The sequence below is a fragment of the Proteus appendicitidis genome (assembly GCF_030271835.1).
Lineage (GTDB): Bacteria > Pseudomonadota > Gammaproteobacteria > Enterobacterales > Enterobacteriaceae > Proteus > Proteus appendicitidis.
In genome coordinates this window covers 3535975-3555931 of record NZ_CP127389.1, presented here as the reverse complement: position 1 = coordinate 3555931, position 19957 = coordinate 3535975, and the positions used below count along the sequence as shown (strand labels likewise).

Below are 19957 nucleotides of genomic sequence, written 5' to 3'. Positions count from 1 at the left end.
AAATAATTAGGAGAAGAAATGACAAGTCATAAAGCACTGGAAGGCGTCACCGTAGTTGAGCTGGCGACCTTTATCGCAGTACCGGCAGCGGGCCGTATTTTAGCTGATATGGGAGCGAACGTAATCAAAATCGAATCTCCAAGCGGCGATAACTTACGCTATACCGCACCAACAGAAGGTCGCCCGTTAGATCAACATGAAAACACTAGTTTTGATTTAGAAAACGCCAATAAACGTGGGATTGTGTTAAATACGAAAACAGAAGCAGGGAAAAAAATCCTGTTTGAACTGTTAGAAAAAGCAGACATTTTCTTAACTAACTGGCGTCCGGGTGCGAGAGAACGCGCGGGTTTAGATTATGAAACGTTAAAACAACGCTTTCCGAAACTAGTTTACGCCAGTGTGACGGGTTATGGCGATGAAGGTCCAGATAAAGACTTACCAGGATTTGACTACACTGCCTTCTTTGCCCGTGGCGGTATTTTAGGTTCTCTGTACCAAAAAGGCACAGTGCCAATGAATGTGATCCCCGGTCTTGGCGATCACCAATGTGCATTAGGTTTAGTTTCAGGTGTGTTAGCTGCTTATATCCGCGCTAAAAATATTGGTCAAGGTGAGTATGTTTCAACTAACTTGTTACATACCTCTATTTACACCCAAGCTATCATGATCCAAGCGGCTCAATACCCAGATTATGGTCAAGCTTATCCAATCGATCGCCGTACAACCACCAGCCCTTTTATTCTGGCTTATAAAACGAAAAATGATCGTTTTATTCAAGTCTGCATGCCTGTTTATGACGCTTATTATCCAACCTTTATTTCTTGTATTGGTCGTCCAGATTTAGCTGAAGATGCTCGTTATACACGTCTACAAGAAGTGGCGAAAAATAATCGCTCCCCAGAGTTGTATGACCTGATTTGGCAGCAAGTTGAGCAAAAAACAGCATCTGAGTGGGCAGATATTTTCACCCAAAACGATATTCCATTCAGCATTGCCCAAACGTGGGAAGAAGTGTTGGCAGATAAACAAGCTTGGGCAATCAACACCTTCTACAACATGAAATACAAAAATGGCAGTGAAAAAGCCTTAGTTCGCCCACCCATTGATTTCTTAGAAAGTGGTTTACCTGAATATCGCCGTGGTCCTTTGTTAGGCGAAGACACACCGTCTGTATTAGCGGAATTAGGGTATAGCGCAGAAGAAATCGCCAACCTTGAAGCCAATAAAGACGTGATGACGTGGAAAGAATAATCCACTTACTTTTTTAATTTTCAGGAGAGCAAAGGCATGCAACAAGACATTTTCACAATGGGCGTTGATATCGGATCGTCTGCATCAAAATGCATCATCATGAAAAATGGTGACGCTATTGTCGCGAAGTCGTTGGCATCAGTAGGTGCTGGGACATCTGGACCTGAAAAAGCGATCAATGAAGTGTTGTGCCAATTTGGCGGCGATCTCAGTCAGATCAGCTGGATCTGCGCAACAGGATATGGGCGTAACTCTCTGAAAGAAGCCAACAAAGAAGTGAGTGAACTTAGCTGCCATGCGAAAGGCGCGCACTTTCTTTTTCCGGGCGTGAAAACAGTGATCGATATCGGCGGTCAAGACGTTAAAGCACTTCATATGGATGGTGCCGGCCGTTTATTGAACTTTGTGATGAATGACAAGTGCGCTGCGGGTACAGGGCGCTTTTTAGATGTGATGTCGCGAGTATTAGAAACCAAGATTTCCGATCTCGCTCAAGAGGGCGCTAAGTCCACGAAAAAAGTCACCATTAGCTCTACTTGTACCGTGTTCTCTGAATCGGAAGTTATTTCTCATCTCGCGAATAACGAAACAATACCCGACGTCATTAATGGTATTCACCGCTCTGTGGCTAGCCGTATTGCTGGTCTTGCAAAACGAGTCGGTGTTGAAGCCCCTGTTGTCATGACAGGCGGTGTTGCCAGTAATTTTGAAGTTGTTCGTTATGTTAGCGAAGAGCTGAACGCTCCTATCGCCACCTCACCATTATCACAATACAACGGGGCGATAGGTGCCGCCATTTATGCCTTTGAAGCGTACCGCCATCAACTGGAAGACGATGCGTTAACAATAGGAACATCAAAATGAGCAATGTAGATATGAATGCACCGGATTATATTCCGGCGAAAAAACGACTGCAAAAAATTGCCGCTGATGCTTATCAGCGTGCGTGGGATGCCAAAAATAGCGGTGAAAAAATAGGGTGGTGCGCCTCTAACTTCCCTCAAGAAATCGCTGAAACATTAGGTTTATGTGTGGTTTATCCTGAAAACCAAGCCGCTGCGATTGCCGCAAAAGGGGCAGGTTTAAAAATGTGTGAACATGCAGAAAGCATGGGATATTCCAATGATATCTGTGCTTATGCTCGCATCAGTCTCTCTTACATGGATATTAAACAGTGTGAAGAGATGGATATGCCACAGCCAGACTTCTTGCTGTGCTGTAACAACATCTGTAATTGCATGATCAAATGGTATGAAAATATCGCTTATGAGCTGAATATCCCGATGATCCTTATCGATATTCCTTATAAAAATGACTATGACACCGACGATGTAACGGTGAAATACGTTCAAGCTCAATTTGATGATGCGATTAAACAACTTGAAAAAGTGACTGGCAAAGTCTTTTCCGAAGAGAAATTTAAAGAAGTCTGTGAAATTTCGCAACGTACAGGACGTGCATGGTTAAAGGCAGCAGAATATTGCCAATATGAACCATCACCAATGAACGGTTTTGATCTGTTTAACCACATGGCAGTGGCGGTTTGCGCTCGTGGCAAACTGGAAGCTGCGCTGGCTTTTGAGCAACTGTGTGAAGAGATGGAACAAAATATCAAAGAGAAAAAATCGACTTACCGCGGTGAAGAAAAATACCGTGTTCTCTTTGAAGGTATCGCCTGCTGGCCTTACTTGCGCGCCACATCTACTCCGTTAAAAGAGCAAGGTATCAACGTGACTGCCACTGTTTACGCCACCGCATTTGGTGTGATTTATCAAAACAGTGACGAAATGATGCGTGCTTACTCTTACGTTCCTAACTGTGTCTCTGTTGAGCGTGCTGCTGATATGCGTATTAACGTGAGTCGCCAGAATAAAGTGGATGGAGCGATTATTCACGTTAACCGTAGTTGCAAGCTCTGGAGTGGCATTATGCCCGAAATTGAGCGTCGCATTCGTCATGAACTCAAAATCCCAACAGTCACTTTTGATGGTGACCAAGCTGATCCTCGTGTTTTCTCTGAAGCACAGTATGTCACCCGTGTTGAAGCATTGACCGAAATTATGGCGGCTAATAAAGCTGAAATGAAAAAGGGAGACATCTAATGAAAACATTAGCTGAGTTGTTTGATGAGTTGCAAGCAGTGGTGGATAACCCTGTTGCCCAATTAGAGGGTTTTATTCGTAGTGGTAAAAAGGTGGTTGGCTGTTTTCCTGAATATACCCCAAATGAAATTGTTTATGCAGCGGGTATGGTGCCTTTTGGTATTTGGGGCGCAGAAGGTCGTGAGATCTCAGAAGCGAAGAAATATTTCCCTCCTTTCTATTGTGCATTAGTACTTTCTTCTCTTGAGATGGGATTAGATGGGGCATTAAATAAATTATCTGCTGCCTTAATTCCTTCTCTTTGCGATACCTTAAAATGCTTAGGGCAAAACTGGAAAGCGGGTGTACCACAAGTTCCCTTTATTCAATTGGTACATCCACAGAACCGTAAAACGCCAGCAGGCATTGCATTCTTAACTGAACAATACAAGAAAATTGCACTGCAATTAGGGGAAATTTCAGGTCAAGCGGTGACAGACGAAGCACTGACAAATGCCATCCATCTATTTAATCAGCGTCGTCGCGCATTACGCGAGTTTTCAGATATCGCGGCACTTCATCCAAATTTAGTCACACCACAACGCCGTAATACGGTGATCAAAAGTGGTTATTTTATGGATGTCGTTGAACATACAAAAGCCGTTGAAGCCATTGTTGCACAATGCAAAACCTTGTCTCCAGAACCTTGGAAAGGGCACAAGATTGTTGTAACAGGCATTATTGCGGATAGCCCTTCTATTCTACAAATTTTGGCTGACAACAACATGGCGATTGTGGCAGATGAAGTCGCGCATGAGTCTCGTCAATTTCGCCAAGATATTCCTGAAAACAAAGCACCTTATGAAGCGATGGCTGAGCAAGTCGCCCAGCTTGAAGGGTGTTCACTTTTGTATGATCCAGAGAAAAAACGTGGTCGTTTAATTGCCGATATGGTGAAAAACACAGGCGCTGATGGTGTCGTCTATTTACTGACGAAGTTCTGTGATCCTGAAGAATTTGATGCACCTATTGTGAAGAAATTCCTCGATAGAGAGGGCATTCCTTCCATCATTATCGAAATCGATCAGCAAACCAAAACATATGAACAGGCAAGAACAGCACTGCAAACTTTCGCAGATGTGCTTTCTGCTTAACAACGTTAATTAATAGTCACAAAAGACCTGCGTGATTTACGCAGGTCAATTGAACCCTAACACATATAAGTGGGGCAATCATGGGTATTATTTGTTTAATCATCGGGCTAGCGATATTAATGATCATGTGTATGAAAGGCATACATATTTTCATTTCTGTCTTTACCACCAGCCTGTTTCTTGCTGTGACTGCATGGCTTGTATCACCAGATATGCTTAATCCTGTCGATGCACTATTACAAGTGTATACCGGAGGATTAGGTGGCTATTTTGGAAGCTTCTTCTTCATTTTCGTACTTGGTGCGATTTTTGGCAAATTAACCGCTATCAGTGGCGCTGCTGATAGTGTTGCCTCTTTTATTATTGGCAAATTTGGTGAAAGAGCCGTTATTCCTTCATTAGTTGCGGCTTGTGCCATTTTAGCCTATGGCGGTGTGTCAGTGTTTGTTGCACTGTTTACCGTCTATTCAATGATGGTGAGTTTATTCCGTAAAGCGAATCTTCCTCGCAGACTTATTCCGGCTGTCTATTTTGCAGGTGCGGGTACGTTTGTGATGATCATGCCGGGATCGCCTCAGATCCAAAACCTTATCCCAATGAAATTCTTAGGTACGTCAGCAACAGCCGGTTTAGTACCGGGTATGTTGACTGCATTATTCCAAGTCACCTTAGTGATTATTTATCTCACTTGGTTATTTAAGCGTGTAAAAGCCAAAGGTGAAGGCTGGGTTGAAGACGAAAAAACAGCGAAAGCTGAAGAAGGTAAAAAAGATCGTCAATTACCGAATGTGCTCGTTGCATTACTGCCGATGCTTATCCTGCTTGTCGTGCTAAATATCCTGAAATGGGACCCTGCTATTGCACTGTTCTGCGCCATTATTGCTGCCTTAATTGTGTACTTACGCTATCTCGATTGGAAAAAACTCGTCCCTAATTTAGCCGCAGGGACTATGGAAGGGGTGACCTCCCTATTTAACACGGCGGTTATTGTTGGGTTTGGTGCGTTAGTTATGACGTTACCTGCGTTCAAAGAATCATTTCAAGCGATTGCGCAATCTGGTCTTAATCCACTTGTTGTAACTGCAATTTCAGTGGGTGCCTTAGTGTTTATCAGTGGTTCAGGCTCTGGTGCGTTAAGTATCGCCATGCCAATGATTGCTGCAATGTTCCCTGCAACCGTGGTTGATCAAGGTTCATTACACCGCGTTGCCACAATGGCATCTATGAGTACAACGCCGCCATTTAACGGATTAATTATTACTGTCTTTAGCGTCTGTGGGGTCAGCCATAAAGAGGGCTATGGGCCAGTGGGGACATTAACCCTCGCTATCCCACTGTTAGCCATGATGTTTATGTTGCTGCTGTACACCTTTTTACCTGCATCAATAGCGACGATGTAGAAATAACGTTAACCCATTAAGGCGTGCGATAAGACGACAAACGTGAAATCGCACGCCATAGAGATAACCATCAATATTCTCAGAGGAAGATAAATATGGATTTTCAGCTAACAGAAGAACAAGTTCTGATCCGCGATATGGTCAGAGAGTTCGTTGAAAACGACATTAAACCGATTGCAGGTGCAATTGATAAAGAACATCGCTTTCCAAGTGAGAGTGTTGCACCGATGGCTGAATTAGGGCTTTTTGGTTTCAACATTGATGAAGCTTATGGTGGCACAGAAGCCGATGCTATTAGTTATGTATTAGCCACAGAAGAGATGGCGAAAGTGAGTGCCTCTCACGCCATGATCATGGGATCACAATGCTCTTTGACAGGGCCAATTATTCAAAAATATGCTGATGAAGAGACTAAAGCCCGCATTTTACCGGGAGTGGTTTCTGGCGAAAAATTAGGGTGTTTTTGTTTGTCAGAGCCTAGTGCGGGCTGTGATGCTGCGGCTCAAGAAACAACTGCCGTTCGCCAAGGCGATAACTATGTGATTAATGGCTCTAAATTGTGGATCACGGCGGCTCCTCAAGGTGCTTTCTTTATCGTATTTGCCATGACCGATAAAAGCAAAGGGGTAAAAGGGATCACCGCATTCTTAGTTGAGCGTGATAACCCAGGTATTAGCATTGGTTTACCTGAAGACAAAATGGGCATGAACGGCTCTGAAACTTGCTCTGTGAGTTTCAGTGATTGTGTTGTTTCAGCCAGCGCGATGTTAGGCGAAGAAGGTAAAGGCTTTAATATCGCGATGGAAACCTTAGATGGTGGGCGTTTAAGTTGCTCTGCGCTTGCACTAGGGATCGCACAAAGCGCCCTAGATGCCACGATTGCTTACACCAAAGAACGTATTCAATTTGGTAAACCCATTGCGGCTAATCAAGGTATTCAATGGGTATTAGTGGAAATGGCAACGCGTGTTGATTGCGCACGTATGCTGGTTTATCGCGCTGCCGCCGCCAAAATGGCGGGTCTTCCTTACACGCGTGAATCTGCTCAAGCCAAACTTTATGCAGCAGAAACTGCCACTTATGTGACTCAAAAAGCCGTCCAATTACATGGCGGTATGGGTTACACCAAATCCTATCCTGTTGAACGTTTAATGCGTGAAGCAAAACTCACTGAGATTTTTGAAGGCACAAGTGAAGTGCAACGTATGGTCATTGCTAAGCATATTTTAGCGTAATGAGATTTGAGCTTATTAATTTGTTGCATTGTGCAAAACGGAGAATGTGAATTATGAAACTTATTGCCTGCTGTAAGGTTGTTCATGACGAACAAGACATCACAACACGGCCTGATCGTACACTCGCAACCGATAATGCGGGGTTAAAAATTAGTTTGTATGACTTGAATGCGATTGAAACCGCTGTAGAAATTGCCTCCACCCTTGGTGATAGCACCGTAACTGCATTAAGTGTGGGTACAAGTGCCATGGTTGAAAACGCGAAAATTAAAAAAGATATTTTATCGCGTGGCCCTGATGCATTAACACTGGTTGCTGATGATGCATGTAGCGCGCTTTATTCAACGGATACTGCCAGTATTATTGCGCAAGCAGCAAAAAAAGTGGGTTTTGATTTATTAGTTTTCGGTGAAGGTTCGGGTGATTTATACGCTCAACAAACAGGTTTAGCGGTAGGTGAATATTTAGGTTTACCTTGCGTGAATGCAGTAAACAAAATCACCGTTGAAGGTAACAAAATCATTGTTGAACGTGATCTCGAAAACATCACAGAAGAACTTGAACTGACATTACCTGCCATTGTGTGTGTCACTTCAAGCATTAACACACCAAAACTGCCTTCAATGAAAGCCATTTTAGCGGCAAATAAAAAGCCAGTTGAAAAGCTGGGGTTAGGTGATATTGGTGTTGATATTTCTGCGCTGAGGGTGGTGCAAACACAAGTTTGTGCGCCAGAGCAATCTGATCGCCTTGGTATTATTTTAGAAGGTGATTCAGATGAAAACATTGCCACTTTTGCTGAACATTTACGCCAAGCGGTTAATCAATAAGGAGATTAAAAATGGCTAGTTTACTACCTACTACCTTTGTTTATGCCGAAAAAGCGGATGATTTAGCAAAGCTGATTGCGTTTGCTCGTGGTCTTGGTGAAAAGGTTAATGTGCTGTTTATCGGTGATGATGAAAGCACGCGTGAATGTGTCAAATTAGGCGCTGATTGTGTGTACTGTTTTGCACCTCAAGAGGGCGTGATTGCTGAAGATTATGCAACCTCTTTTGCCGCAATTATTAAAGAAGCGGGTGCGAATGCATTGGTTTTACTTGCTTCATCAAAACGAGCAAAAGCGATTGCGGCTCGCCTTGGTGTGACATTAAACGCTGGTGTTGTCAGTGATGCATTAAGTCTTGCGATTGAAAACAATACAGTGATTGCAACACACCAAGTCTATGGTGGTTTAGCACATGCTAAAGCAGAAATTCGCTCACCTTATGCTATTGCCACTGTGGGCAGTGCATTAGATGTGGAAGTCATTAACGACGCACCCAATGCACAAGTGGTGCAAGGTGCCTTTATCGCCCCTGCACATACATTAAAAGTATTAGCGCGTAAGCCAAAACAAGGCAGTACTGTTGATTTAGGTAAAGCGCATTGTGTTGTGGGTGTCGGACGCGGTTTTGCTAAGGCGGATGATATTGCACTCGCGGCGGCATTAGCGAAAGCCCTTCAAGGCGAAGTGGGTTGTTCACGTCCAATTGCTGAAGGTGAAGGCTGGATGGAACACGACCGCTACATTGGTGTTTCAGGTGTGACCTTAGGTGCGGATGTTTATGTTGCTGTCGGTATTTCAGGGCAAATTCAGCATATGGTGGGTGTGGATAGAGCAAAAATCATTGTTGGTATCAACAAAGATAAAAATGCCCCAATTTTCAATATGGTGGATTACGGTATTGTTGGCGATCTCTATAAAGTGTTACCTGCATTAACCGCGAAGCTTGGCGGCTAATCCCCATCGGTCGCTTAGTGAACGTGTGCTAAGCGACCACACATAATAAAAGGATGGAAAGTATGTCAGACGATATTTTTGACGCCATTATTGTGGGTGGTGGACTTGCTGGTGGTACTGCTGCCTATGTTTTGGCGCAAGCAGGATGTGATGTATTAGTGGTTGAGCGAGGTAATTTCGCTGGCAGTAAAAATATGACGGGAGGGCGTTTATACGCTCATAGTCTTGAAAAAATTATCCCCAATTTTGCTCAAGAAGCGCCAGTTGAACGCCTTGTGACGCGTGAAAAAATTTCCATGCTAACGGAAACCGATGGGGTCACGTTAGATTATCAACATACTCAAAAAGAAGAGGAAGCGGCTCGCTCTTATACTGTATTACGTTCTTCATTTGACCAATGGTTAATGGAAAAAGCAGAAGATGCTGGCGCACAAGTGATCACTGGTGTTCGTGTCGATGAAGTGTTGGTGAAAGAAGGCAAAGTGTGTGGTGTAAAAGCGGGTGATGATGAAATTGAAGCCCATGTAGTTATCCTCGCGGATGGTGTTAACTCGTTATTAGCAAAACAAGTAGGGATGACACAAAAAGTTAACCCTCACACCGTGGCAGTAGGGGTTAAAGAGTTATTGGAATTCACGCCACAACAAATGGAAGACCGATTTGGTTGTACTAATGATGAAGGCTTAGCTTGGCTTTTTGCTGGCGCACCATCAGGTGGATATTTAGGTGGTGGATTCTTATATACCAATAAAAATACCGTTTCTTTAGGGCTTGTTTTAGGGCTACATAATGTTGATAAGTTCGAAAAAACGGTTCCTCAATTATTAGAAGATTTTAAACAACACCCTGTTGTTGCACCGCTTATCAAAGACGGCAAATTATTAGAATATTCAGCGCATATGGTGCCAGAGGGTGGTATGAATATGGTGTCTGAATTAGTGAAAGATGGCGTATTAGTTGCGGGAGATGCTGCGGGATTTTGCTTAAATGTTGGCTATACCGTAAGAGGAATGGATTTAGCCATTGCTTCAGGTGAAGCGGCTGCAAAAGCGGTATTAATGGCGAAAGAGCAAAATAGCTATAGCCAAAAAGAATTAAGTTGCTACCAATCTTTATTAAATGACAGCTTTGTGATGAAAGATATGAAGTTATACAAAGATTTACCTTCTTTCCTCGATAATACAAGATTCTTTACGGATTACCCGCAAATGGCGGCTAACGTGATGCACGATTTATTTGTGATTAATGGCCCAGAAAAACCAGTGCGTAAGAAAATACTGTCTCAAGTTAAGAAAGTGGGTGTGATGAACTTAATTAAAGATGGGTTTAAGGGGGTACGTTCTTTATGAGTCAAGTCAACGTAGATGTTAAATTAGGCGTCAATAAATTTAATGTAGATGAAGAAAATCCACATATTGTCTTAAAGGATGATATTGATCCTGCACAATTTGCAATCTTAATGAAAGCTTGCCCCGCGGGGTTATATAAAAAAGACGAAAAAGGGCAATATCTTTTTGATTATGCAGGATGTTTAGAGTGTGGTACTTGTCGTGTTTTATGTGGCGAGACGATTTTAAAAAAATGGGAGTATCCGTGTGGCACATTAGGCATTGAGTTTCGTTACGGCTGATGTAACAACACCAATCCCCCTTTAGCGTAACCTCCAAAATTTTAACTAGAGGGGGGAATGAGCATTCTGAGTACATATTGATTCATATATGGATCATAATGCTTGAAATGATTTTTATATGCTCCATAACCCTGTTTTAAAACTTATCTCAACGAATGTATTTTTCGATATTCTGAAGGCGTCATAAAAAATTCGGATTTAAATTTTCGACTTAAATTAGAAATATCGCTAAATCCACATTCATACGCTAATTGTGTAATATTTTTTTCTGCCAAAAGAGGATTAACTAACGCTGCTTTATAATTCTCAAGGCGTTTTTGGTAGATCCAACGAAGCACTGAGGTATTTTGTTCTTTAAATAACATCTGTAAATAGCGCACAGAGATCCCACAAGCATTTGCACATTGATTAACACTTAAATCCGGATCGGAAATATGTTGCTCTAAATAGTGCTGAGCAAAATAAAACAGTGTTGATCTTCCTAAGCTTTGAGGTGGAGTTGCAATACTGTATTCACTGAAAGCAGACGTGATTAAATTCAATAAAATATCAGCGAGTTGCTGAGCATGTTGGGCGGGCATAGAATCTAAGAAAGGGATATAACGCATCACAAAGCTATAAACGAGAGAGCCTGTAATACTATTACCTCGTATTGCTCTTGCAGTAAGATTTTGGGTATTACCTAAACGTGATGCCAGTTTCTCTCTTGGGATCAAAATTTTAAACAATGAGTAATCGTTATCAAAAGACCATGATACGGGTCTTGCCATATCAAAAATACAAAAGTCCCCTTGCCGTAGAAATGCAGTTCTTCCATCTTGAGTTAGATGGCTCGTTCCTGAACGCTGTATCTCAATTTGAAAATGCTCTTCTAAGCTAAGTTTATGCGTTAAAGGACGGCTACTCGCCCAGTGACCGTTAGACTCTAGCTGAATAAAGCGAATATTTGTCACCTTCTGCTCGACAATATTGGCATAAAATCGAGAATGAGGAGGCAATTCGACTTCATTGCATTCATAAGACGATAAAAAGCGGTCTTTTATTGTATCCCTGAATACGGAAAACCGATCTACGTCAGGGAGTTCCCGAGTCGTAAACATGCTTTTCATAGTACGCCCACTTTTATTGAAAGTATTTTTGTTGTGTCGCTATCAATCTAGTATAAAAACAACTTAAACTAGATCGAAATAGAATAATATTTTTATAACTTTAATCTTAAAATTAGAATAGTACGTTTAAATACTTGTTAACGGATATATTCATTATCTTTCTTGTTAATAAATTAAAGGCAATATATTTAAAAATTTTTAATTTATTTAAACTAAAGTCATGTAAATTATAGAATTAATTTATAGCATTTTTTATGCTATCATTTCTATACTATTAATCCTAAGTTAATTTCCTATCTTTAGAGAGAGATCTCATAAATAAATTAAGAGTGATTATTATTAATATCTTATTTATTTCATTCTTTTCAGAGTATGAGTTAATATGGATTTTATGTACATAATAGAATTGGTTGTTAAATAAATTTGTTTTTTTATTGTTAATCATTATTTTATAAATTATCTATTAAATAGAATTAAATATTTATATAATTTAAGTGTTAATAATATTGGTATTATGTATGTAACGTTCTTTTTAATATCATGAAATGTTAATTTTAAAAATATTTAACTACAACCTTGTTCACGAGCTTTGTCTGTTCATAGATCTTGAACAGATAAGTATCATGAACATGAAATGGCTTGTTAGTAAGGATTATAAATGGGTTGTAGTACTATTGAATGAGATGCTAAGTCTATCATTCCTAAAGCAGCTCCTTTTCTATAACTTCCAGCACCAAAATCAAGATTAATTGTGTTAGCATTTTTTGACTGAAAGTTGAAACAAGGAGTGTGTCCACAAAGAAGATAATCAATACCCGTTATGAAGGGATAATACTTGGCTCTGGCTCGTCTGCGCCCTTCCAAACACGCTTTTAATGTTAATTTATCTTCTAACAGAACGATATTTTTTAAAAAAACATTAATATCATTTATTTCAGGAAGAATTTCTGCATGTAGGATACAATATAATCTATTGTTATTATTGATAAATATAACCTTTGGAAGAGAATTTAATTTATTATATATCTGTCGTTGTTGTTTTATTGGTAGGGTTAAAAACCAGCTACTACCATTGTGCAATAATTTTCTTTTGTAGGTTTCTTGTGTGACTTGGTCGTGAGATTGATACCAATCGAGTATGGCTTGTTCATGATTACCTAGCACTATATAAAACCAAGGGTTATCTAATAATTTTATACAAGATAAGCTATCTTTTCCTCTATCAATTAAGTCTCCAACAGAAATAACTCTATCTTTAGCACTATCAAAATTTACTCTACTTAGTAAACATTCAAATTCATCATAACAACCATGAATGTCACCTACGACAAAGTCCCTACCAAGTTTGTTGGGTAATAATGATATAACCATCTTTCCCTTTTTTTAATTTTCCTAGTGAGTGTACAATTTTTTTGTTCATGATATTATTTTGTTCATAGATTGTGAACAAGTTAAAGGTGTGAACAAATGTATCCTGATGAACTTTTTATGGAAAACCTTTACAAAAATCTTCCTAATAGAGTCAAAATCTTAGAGGTTGATCCTTGCGTAGATAATCAGTTTTCACATGATGGTGTTATAAAAATGGAATTACCCAATTATAATACTTATCAGTTTAATGCTGAAATAAAATTAAATATAAATAAACAAAGAATAATGTCATATAATGAAAATCTTTTATATAGAGATAAATCTAAGTTTATTTTAATCTCAAATTATTTAACGCCCAAAATTCAAGATTATTGTATTGATAATAATATTAATTTTATTGATTCAGTTGGAAATGTATTTATTAATAAAAAGGATCTTTACCTTTATATTTCCGGAAGGAAAGGCACTCATCTATTAAAAAAAGAAACTCAAATGTCGCTAGGTATAATGAAATTATTATTTATATTACTTTCTGATGAAAGTAATATAAATTTAACCTATCGAGATCTCGCTGATTTATCTGGAATATCTCTAGGTATGGTCAATAAAGGAATGAATTACCTTAAGAAAAATAATTTATACAGAGAGTCAGGAGGTCATCGTCGCTTTATTTTTTCAGATGATATCTGTATGCAATGGATCAATGATTACGGAAGGATTTTACGTCCTAAATTAAAATCAGTTTATCTATCTGGTGATGTAAATTGGTTAGATATCCCACTTTATGATGGTGAATATTGGGGGGGAGAAGTGGCCGCATCTAAGTTGACTAATGGTTATCTTATTCCTGAGAATATTCAATTATTTACACCTATTCCTTTAATGGATAGAAGAAAAGCGCTTAATATGATCCCCGTTCAATTTAGTCATTTTCAGTTGGTTGAAATATTTTGGGGAAAATCATATTGCCTAAATAAAAGAGCTGAGGCTTTATTATCGGTTGCTGAATTGGTTGCAACACAAGATGAACGTAATATTGAAATAGCGAAGATAATAAATGAACAGTATTTACACATTAAGAATACCTTTAGCTGAAGAAACAAATCAAATTTTAATAAAAATTGCTCATATTTGCTCAGTACTTAAACTGCCTTTTTTTATTGCTGGTGCAACATCACGAGAAGTACTTCTCACTCACGTTCATGGGCGAAGAGCGGGAAGACATACAAGAGATATTGATATTGCTATTTTTTTACAGGATTGGGAGCAATTTAATTTATTAAAAGAGGAATTAACTAAACAAGGTGCTTTAGAAGTTCATAACAATATACATCGATTTATCTTTGATGGTATTGAACTAGATATTATCCCATTTGGTGATATTGCATCTGAAAATCAAATAGCTTGGCCACCAGATAGAGAAATTATTATGTCTGTTGATGGGTTTAATGAGGCTTTCCACTATTCAACTATTGTTCAAATATCAGTAGATATAAATATTCGTTTCTGTTCATTACCAGGATTACTGTTACTAAAACTCTTCGCATGGCGAGATAGAGGAAACGCTTCATCAAAAGATGCTATTGATATTTATAAAATTGTTTCAGAGTATCAACATATTGAAGACTCTAGGCTTTATGATAATCCAAGATGGGGAAATGATGTTGATTGGCATACTGAGCGATTAGGTGCTCTTCTTGCTGGGAGTGATACTGCAACAATAGCTTCGCCAGATAGCTTAGAAAAATTATCTCTTTTAGATAAAGAATTGTTTATTGATGCCATTGTTAGACAATTAGATCCTTCTTCTAATCAAACTGATTTAGCCATCCAATTAATTAATGATTTTTGGAATGGGTTACTTGGTTTATAAAACATTGTTTATCCCATATTTAGCCCACTAAAATAAGTGGGCTAAATATAGTTATTTTTTTTCTTTAGCGTAGACCTTGCACACTTTCAACAAGATTGGCTAATTGTGATACTACACGGTCGCCAATATCGGCATTATCACCACCTAATGCTTTATTACGCATAAAATCTTTCTTGATTTGTTCCCAGCGGAGTGTGTCTTTCTCTGTTAATTTTCCACGTAATTCCGCGAGTTTTAGTAAGTTCTCTTCGGCACCCGTTGTGAGTAGTTGTGCTTCACCAAGATAGTGATCGTCTAATAAGCGTTCAATTTCTTCATCATTCATTACCGCAGAAACTTTCTCACTGAGCTTATTCATATTGCGGTAACTGCCTTGTAAGCGAAATGCTGGCTCTACGCGATATTTATCTGATTGTGCAGCACTGGCAATATATTGCTGATTTACTTTTAAAATAACATTGCGTAGCGTAATTAAGTGCTTAAGTACCATTACAATTTCATTAATTTCAGCATCAGAATAAGGGTAACTTAATGTGTTAGTAGAGACAGATTTCCCCATCGCCTTATCCACTAAAATATAAAGATCGTTGAGATCACGTAGTGCCAGTGGCGCTAATACCGCATTCGAGGTTAAGCTATTTTCGATATAGCTCAGTGCAAAAGCGTCATCCATGCCGCCTAATACCTCACCTAAGTTATAAATATCAGCACGGTTAGCCAGCATATCAGGAATACGGAATACTTCGCCTGATTCGGTATAAGGGTTACCCGCCATAACGACACAGAATTTTTTACCACGCATATCATAGGTTTTGGTTTTTCCTTTCCATACCCCTTCAATACGTCTTGTTCCATCACAGAGCGAAATAAATTTTTGTAAGAATTCTGGATGGGTATGCTGAATATCATCCACATACAGCATCACGTTATTTCCCATTTCTAATGCCAAATTGAGTTTTTCAAGCTCTTGTCTTGCTGTTGCATTAGGTGCTTGTTCAGGATCGAGTGATAGCACGTTATGCCCTAACGCAGGACCATTGATCTTCATAAAAATTAGACCTAAACGTGCCGCTGCATATTCCATTAAGGTGGTTTTACCGTAGCCAGGAGGGGAGATCATTAATAATAATCCCATTAAATCAGTGCGTTTTCCTTCTCCTAAAGCACCAATTTGTTTTGCCATATTGTCGCCAATAATGGGTAAATAGACATCATTAATCAGTTTGTTACGGACAAAAGAGCTTAACGGTTTGGCTTTAAATTCATGCAGTTTTAAACGTTCACGTTCATCACTGACTATTTTTTGTCGCAAGCTAAGGTACTGTTGGAATGCAGGAATAAAGTTCTTTCTTTGCCCTCGCATTCGACTGAAATAGTCATCTAAACTGAGTGATAACGCTTGGTTTTCAATAGTAGGGTGAGAGCCTAACAAGCCCGTTACTGTAAAGTACAAATCGGCTTCGCTATAACGTGCTGATGCGACTTTATCTAAAATAATGATAGCGATAGCACCCGGTATATAAGGCGTAAGATCGGCATAATCAGGTAGAGAGCACAGCCCTTGTAGCCAATTTTGGATCAGCGCCCAACGCTGTGCGTATCGTGTACCTAAATTTTGTTGTGAACGATTAAAGTCCATCCACATATGAGCTTCTTCTAATCGACTTTGCAGTGCAATTACTAGCTCTTTAGCGTATTTGCTATAAACCAATTCAATAGGGGTTCTCGCCAACGCAAAGCTTAAATATTCTGAAGCTTGTATCGGAATATAGTGTTCGCACTCAATCGGATTATCATGAAGGAATAGGCGTATATCCGCTTCGATTTCAGCTTGTAGATCGATTAATGCATCATCTGTATGGAATAATTGCTGAATATTAAGCGCTGTTCTTGCTCGTTCTGGCCACAGTGCAGGGTATTGCTCATTTTGTTTCGTTTCCCAAAATAGCGCGGCTATTGCGCGTGCAGTCGGGTTATAGCGAAGAAGGTCGGCACTTTCGCCGATTGGGATCAGTTTTTTTAATATAGCGATCGCATCGTGATCGTGGATACCTTTTTCATAGCCTTCTTTATAACGTGGCGTTGCAAAGTCACGTACGAGTTTTTCAAGTTTTTCTGGAATGGTGAGTGCTTCTTTTAGTGTTTCGTAATCCAGACCATCTTGACGTTTTGCTGCCGCATAAATAATGGAATAAGCAAGGTATTCTGCACGATAAACCGTGTCTGATTCAGACTCAAGCGAGGCATTCCAATAAGGCTGTAATTGAGCAAGCTCTGCATTTTCAATTGGCTCTTGGTAATCTGTTCCTGTCAGGTATAGCCAGAGCTTATCTTCTTTAGGCAAGATAGTGAGATCAAGCTCTTGCGTATTAACACTAAAACGGTGGCGAGGTCCTAATTTAATGACGTTGCCGCCATCTTCAAAAATATCCGTTTTATCTCGCAGAATACGAATAGCCTGATCACGAAAAGATTTTAGGCGTGCATCAATATCATCAGCTTTGACGTTATCATTGATTTCTCTTAGCTTTTCAATGATCTCTCGTGTTTTTAATGATAATGGATCTGATGCAAAAAAGGCATTTAACTCATCTTGTGATTGTAAGCGAGATGTTCGGCGTTGCAGATTTTCCAGTAAGCGATTTGCAGCAGTAAGCAGACTTTGTGATCGACGTTGGCGATCATCAAGCAGTACTTGTTTATGCGACTCAAAGGTTTCAACTAACTCTTCACGTTTAGCAAGAATATCATCAAGAAATTCATCATGATGGCTAAATTGGCTCTCTAGCTCTTCTAATTGAAGCAATAAGCGAGAAAGCTGATCATCACAACGTTCAGGATCGGTTGCCAGAGATAATGCATTGGTGATCCCTTGGCTAAACAAGCGAAATTGAGCGCCAAATTGTGCCACACTTTCGATACTACTTTGTGATTTACGTTTTTGTTGTAGTCGAGCGCGGGATTGGTTTAGTTGAGCGTAGATCTGTGAAATCGCATCAATAATCTGTGTTTGTTGGGTGACGTCTTGGAATGTTAAAGATGCCATTAAGTTAGAAAGCATATCTAAATCAGCAGACATTTTTTCCATGTCATTCATCGGAATATCTAGCTGTGCGCTGTTTTGTGCTTTCTCAATAAGATTTTCAAAGGTAACAAGCTGAGTTTTAAATGGTTGTAACGCTTTATCACTAGCCAGAAAAAGAGCCGTAGCTTGAGAAACGCGTTGCTGAGCCTCTGTAATTTCCGTTTCCATCGCACTAAGCTTGGTTAAATCCATATAACGGAATTCACGCAAGGAAATAAGATGTCCACGATGGGCATTCAGTGAATTTAAGCTATCAACAAATTGTTGTATATCAGTCCAACTATCAGGCAGTGTTAAAGTCAGTAGTGATTTTTGGCGATTAACGGCTTCAAGCATGGATTTAGCAGATTGTTGACGAATACTTTCTACTTTTTCATATTCATCAAGCACTAATTCGCTGGTTTGAGCGATATCTTTAAGTAGCTTTCCAATCCCTAAACAGTGTTCATCGTTAAACCAATAATAGAGATCTAATAAATTTTTAGGTTGTGAACTGAGTTGCTCATAACGAGCAATAGAAATTTGATCACCTTCAATTTCTTTTGCGACATGCAAAATTTCGGAAATGCCTCGAACTAAATCAGCATTACCAATTCTTCCATAGAAACCATTACGAGGAGGTTGTTTATCGGCAAATTCTTCAGAATAGAAAGGCGTTTGCCAAACTTGCATTGGATGAACGCGCGTTGCTTCTTCGCCTTCACCTTCAAACAGTACCATTTTTCCATCTTCTAACATCGCATAGCCGTGACCGACTAAAGGTACAGCAAGTTTGCGCTCAATCATGTTGTAATTGAAAAGCGCAAGGCGACCTTGTGAAGGGGAGTAGAACACATATAACACGTCTTCACCATTAGGCGAACGGCGTAGACGACGGAAATACATCCCTTCCATTGGTTGATCAAAGGTTTTGTATTCACCATTTTGTAGGTAATAACCACCGGGGAAAATAATGCCATGATCTTCAGGTAATTGGACGCAAGCTTGCCCGATTGCATCGATGCGTTGTACGGTTTGCGTCAACATGTTGTAGACCAAATAACGCCAATTCTCTTCTCGATACGGTAAGATTTTTAACAGAATTAAACTGCCAGTTTGAGCATATTCAATTTGGGCATCATCGAGAGATTGGTTTTTGTCTAATACGGCCTCACGATAAATCCCTAAACCATCTTCGGTATTATTTTCACATTTAACTGTTAAATCACCGCCGGTTGTTTCAACAAAAACGGTATCAAGAATATTGATATGGGGAAAACGACCATTGACCGTGTCTTCGCGCTGAGTCTTTGTCCATTCAAAATCATAAGCAGGAGGAAGGGCGATATCGCGTTCGCCACGATTATCAATATATTCAATACGCTGTTTATCACTTGAAATCGCCCAACGAAAAACACGCACATCAGTAATACGCGCGCCAATTTGGAAGCTAGCAAGTAATTTCCCATCACGCTCAACTAACTGTAATAGCTGCGTATTTTTGTAGTAAGTATAAAGCTCTGTAAAATCTTGAATAAAGCGATTGTCGTTTAAAAAAGTATTTTCATAAGGTACAGCTTCAACATCAAACTCACCTTCATTTTCAATTAAACGATAAAGAGAAAAAACATCTTCAAGATGTATTTCACGTTTTAATCCAAGGAAAACGTTATAACCAAACAGTAACCACTCACCGACACGAACAATATCTCTGGCTTGGCAGTTATTTTCAGTACGAATACGAATACGGCCAATAATATCCATTTGGCTTTGACCAAATTCATCTAAGCGATGCTGATTTAGCTCAGTGGCTTTTTGATGAAGTTGTTGACCTTGCTCCGTAAGGCGTTTGCGTAAGATTTCATACGCACCACCTTGTGCAACGGCGCTATCGAGTATTTCCTGTTCGCGATTCGTATCCAGAATTTCAGACATGGTATAACGGATTTCCTTGGCTTAAACGATAAAAACAAAAGAAAGACACAGAGATAAACGCTATGTCT

At 39.6% G+C, this 19957-nt stretch carries 15 protein-coding genes; 12 read left to right on the top strand and 3 right to left on the bottom strand.

Annotation, left to right across the window (positions count from 1 at the left end; translation table 11 throughout):
- Positions 1-18: 18 nt before the first annotated feature.
- The 10 genes from QQS39_RS16300 (at position 19) to QQS39_RS16255 (ending at position 10537) form a co-directional block, all read left to right on the top strand.
- Positions 19-1254 (top strand): CaiB/BaiF CoA transferase family protein, encoded by a 1236-nt coding sequence (locus tag QQS39_RS16300; RefSeq protein WP_285804945.1) that lies wholly within the window; start codon positions 19-21, stop codon positions 1252-1254.
- Positions 1255-1290: 36 nt separating this feature from the next.
- Positions 1291-2118, top strand: coding sequence for an acyl-CoA dehydratase activase (locus QQS39_RS16295; RefSeq protein WP_285804944.1), 828 nt, complete (start codon positions 1291-1293; stop codon positions 2116-2118).
- Positions 2115-3356 carry a 2-hydroxyacyl-CoA dehydratase subunit D gene (locus tag QQS39_RS16290; protein ID WP_069369783.1) on the top strand — a complete coding sequence of 414 codons (1242 nt, stop codon included), beginning with the start codon at positions 2115-2117 and terminating at the stop codon, positions 3354-3356. Before QQS39_RS16295 ends, QQS39_RS16290 begins: the two co-directional genes overlap by 4 nt.
- Complete coding sequence (locus QQS39_RS16285) at positions 3356-4489, top strand: 2-hydroxyacyl-CoA dehydratase subunit D (protein WP_151436160.1); 1134 nt, start codon at positions 3356-3358, stop codon at positions 4487-4489. The genes QQS39_RS16290 and QQS39_RS16285 overlap by 1 nt, the downstream gene beginning before the upstream one ends.
- Positions 4490-4569: 80 nt before the next feature.
- Positions 4570-5889, top strand: a complete 1320-nt coding sequence (locus QQS39_RS16280) for a GntP family permease (protein ID WP_072069069.1) — start codon at positions 4570-4572, stop codon at positions 5887-5889.
- Between the two features lie 95 nt (positions 5890-5984).
- Positions 5985-7124, top strand: coding sequence for an acyl-CoA dehydrogenase family protein (locus QQS39_RS16275; RefSeq protein ID WP_151436159.1), 1140 nt, complete (start codon positions 5985-5987; stop codon positions 7122-7124).
- A gap of 53 nt (positions 7125-7177) precedes the next feature.
- Positions 7178-7954, top strand: a complete 777-nt coding sequence (gene fixA, locus QQS39_RS16270; protein WP_285804943.1) for a putative electron transfer flavoprotein FixA — start codon at positions 7178-7180, stop codon at positions 7952-7954.
- Between the two features lie 11 nt (positions 7955-7965).
- Positions 7966-8907: an FAD-binding protein gene (locus QQS39_RS16265; protein WP_285804942.1), complete on the top strand. Its 942-nt coding sequence runs from the start codon at positions 7966-7968 to the stop codon at positions 8905-8907.
- A gap of 62 nt (positions 8908-8969) precedes the next feature.
- Entirely contained in the window at positions 8970-10256 is a 1287-nt protein-coding gene (locus QQS39_RS16260; RefSeq protein WP_285804941.1) for an FAD-dependent oxidoreductase, read from the top strand.
- Positions 10253-10537: a ferredoxin family protein gene (locus QQS39_RS16255; RefSeq protein ID WP_151436155.1), complete on the top strand. Its 285-nt coding sequence runs from the start codon at positions 10253-10255 to the stop codon at positions 10535-10537. The genes QQS39_RS16260 and QQS39_RS16255 overlap by 4 nt, the downstream gene beginning before the upstream one ends.
- Positions 10538-10680: 143 nt before the next feature.
- Here QQS39_RS16255 and QQS39_RS16250 read toward each other — a convergent pair whose 3' ends face one another.
- Together QQS39_RS16250 and QQS39_RS16245 are read right to left on the bottom strand one after the other, a co-directional pair.
- Entirely contained in the window at positions 10681-11646 is a 966-nt protein-coding gene (locus tag QQS39_RS16250) for a helix-turn-helix domain-containing protein (protein ID WP_151436154.1), read from the bottom strand.
- A gap of 642 nt (positions 11647-12288) precedes the next feature.
- Positions 12289-13017: a metallophosphoesterase gene (locus QQS39_RS16245; protein WP_285804940.1), complete on the bottom strand. Its 729-nt coding sequence runs from the start codon at positions 13015-13017 to the stop codon at positions 12289-12291.
- A 96-nt stretch (positions 13018-13113) separates the two neighbouring features.
- On the opposite strand from QQS39_RS16245, the gene QQS39_RS16240 reads away from it, so the two are divergent.
- Both QQS39_RS16240 and QQS39_RS16235 read left to right on the top strand, forming a co-directional pair.
- Positions 13114-14112, top strand: coding sequence for a type IV toxin-antitoxin system AbiEi family antitoxin (locus tag QQS39_RS16240; protein WP_285804939.1), 999 nt, complete (start codon positions 13114-13116; stop codon positions 14110-14112).
- On the top strand, positions 14075-14890 hold the full coding sequence (locus tag QQS39_RS16235; protein WP_285804938.1) for a nucleotidyl transferase AbiEii/AbiGii toxin family protein: 816 nt from the start codon (positions 14075-14077) through the stop codon (positions 14888-14890). The genes QQS39_RS16240 and QQS39_RS16235 overlap by 38 nt, the downstream gene beginning before the upstream one ends.
- A 64-nt stretch (positions 14891-14954) precedes the next feature.
- On the opposite strand, the gene QQS39_RS16230 is transcribed toward QQS39_RS16235, so the two are convergent.
- Positions 14955-19889 (bottom strand): DNA repair ATPase, encoded by a 4935-nt coding sequence (locus QQS39_RS16230; protein WP_285804937.1) that lies wholly within the window; start codon positions 19887-19889, stop codon positions 14955-14957.
- Between the last annotated feature and the right edge of the window lie 68 nt (positions 19890-19957).

What these genes read in the sequence shown, in the direction of transcription:
- QQS39_RS16300 (WP_285804945.1), top strand. Translation starts at nt 19, where the DNA reads ATGACAAGTCATAAAGCACTGGAAGGCGTCACCGTAGTTGAGCTGGCG.
- QQS39_RS16295 (WP_285804944.1), top strand. Translation starts at nt 1,291, where the DNA reads ATGCAACAAGACATTTTCACAATGGGCGTTGATATCGGATCGTCTGCA.
- QQS39_RS16290 (WP_069369783.1), top strand. Translation starts at nt 2,115, where the DNA reads ATGAGCAATGTAGATATGAATGCACCGGATTATATTCCGGCGAAAAAA.
- QQS39_RS16285 (WP_151436160.1), top strand. Translation starts at nt 3,356, where the DNA reads ATGAAAACATTAGCTGAGTTGTTTGATGAGTTGCAAGCAGTGGTGGAT.
- QQS39_RS16280 (WP_072069069.1), top strand. Translation starts at nt 4,570, where the DNA reads ATGGGTATTATTTGTTTAATCATCGGGCTAGCGATATTAATGATCATG.
- QQS39_RS16275 (WP_151436159.1), top strand. Translation starts at nt 5,985, where the DNA reads ATGGATTTTCAGCTAACAGAAGAACAAGTTCTGATCCGCGATATGGTC.
- fixA (WP_285804943.1), top strand. Translation starts at nt 7,178, where the DNA reads ATGAAACTTATTGCCTGCTGTAAGGTTGTTCATGACGAACAAGACATC.
- QQS39_RS16265 (WP_285804942.1), top strand. Translation starts at nt 7,966, where the DNA reads ATGGCTAGTTTACTACCTACTACCTTTGTTTATGCCGAAAAAGCGGAT.
- QQS39_RS16260 (WP_285804941.1), top strand. Translation starts at nt 8,970, where the DNA reads ATGTCAGACGATATTTTTGACGCCATTATTGTGGGTGGTGGACTTGCT.
- QQS39_RS16255 (WP_151436155.1), top strand. Translation starts at nt 10,253, where the DNA reads ATGAGTCAAGTCAACGTAGATGTTAAATTAGGCGTCAATAAATTTAAT.
- QQS39_RS16250 (WP_151436154.1), bottom strand. Translation starts at nt 11,646, where the DNA reads ATGAAAAGCATGTTTACGACTCGGGAACTCCCTGACGTAGATCGGTTT.
- QQS39_RS16245 (WP_285804940.1), bottom strand. Translation starts at nt 13,017, where the DNA reads ATGGTTATATCATTATTACCCAACAAACTTGGTAGGGACTTTGTCGTA.
- QQS39_RS16240 (WP_285804939.1), top strand. Translation starts at nt 13,114, where the DNA reads ATGTATCCTGATGAACTTTTTATGGAAAACCTTTACAAAAATCTTCCT.
- QQS39_RS16235 (WP_285804938.1), top strand. Translation starts at nt 14,075, where the DNA reads ATGAACAGTATTTACACATTAAGAATACCTTTAGCTGAAGAAACAAAT.
- QQS39_RS16230 (WP_285804937.1), bottom strand. Translation starts at nt 19,889, where the DNA reads ATGTCTGAAATTCTGGATACGAATCGCGAACAGGAAATACTCGATAGC.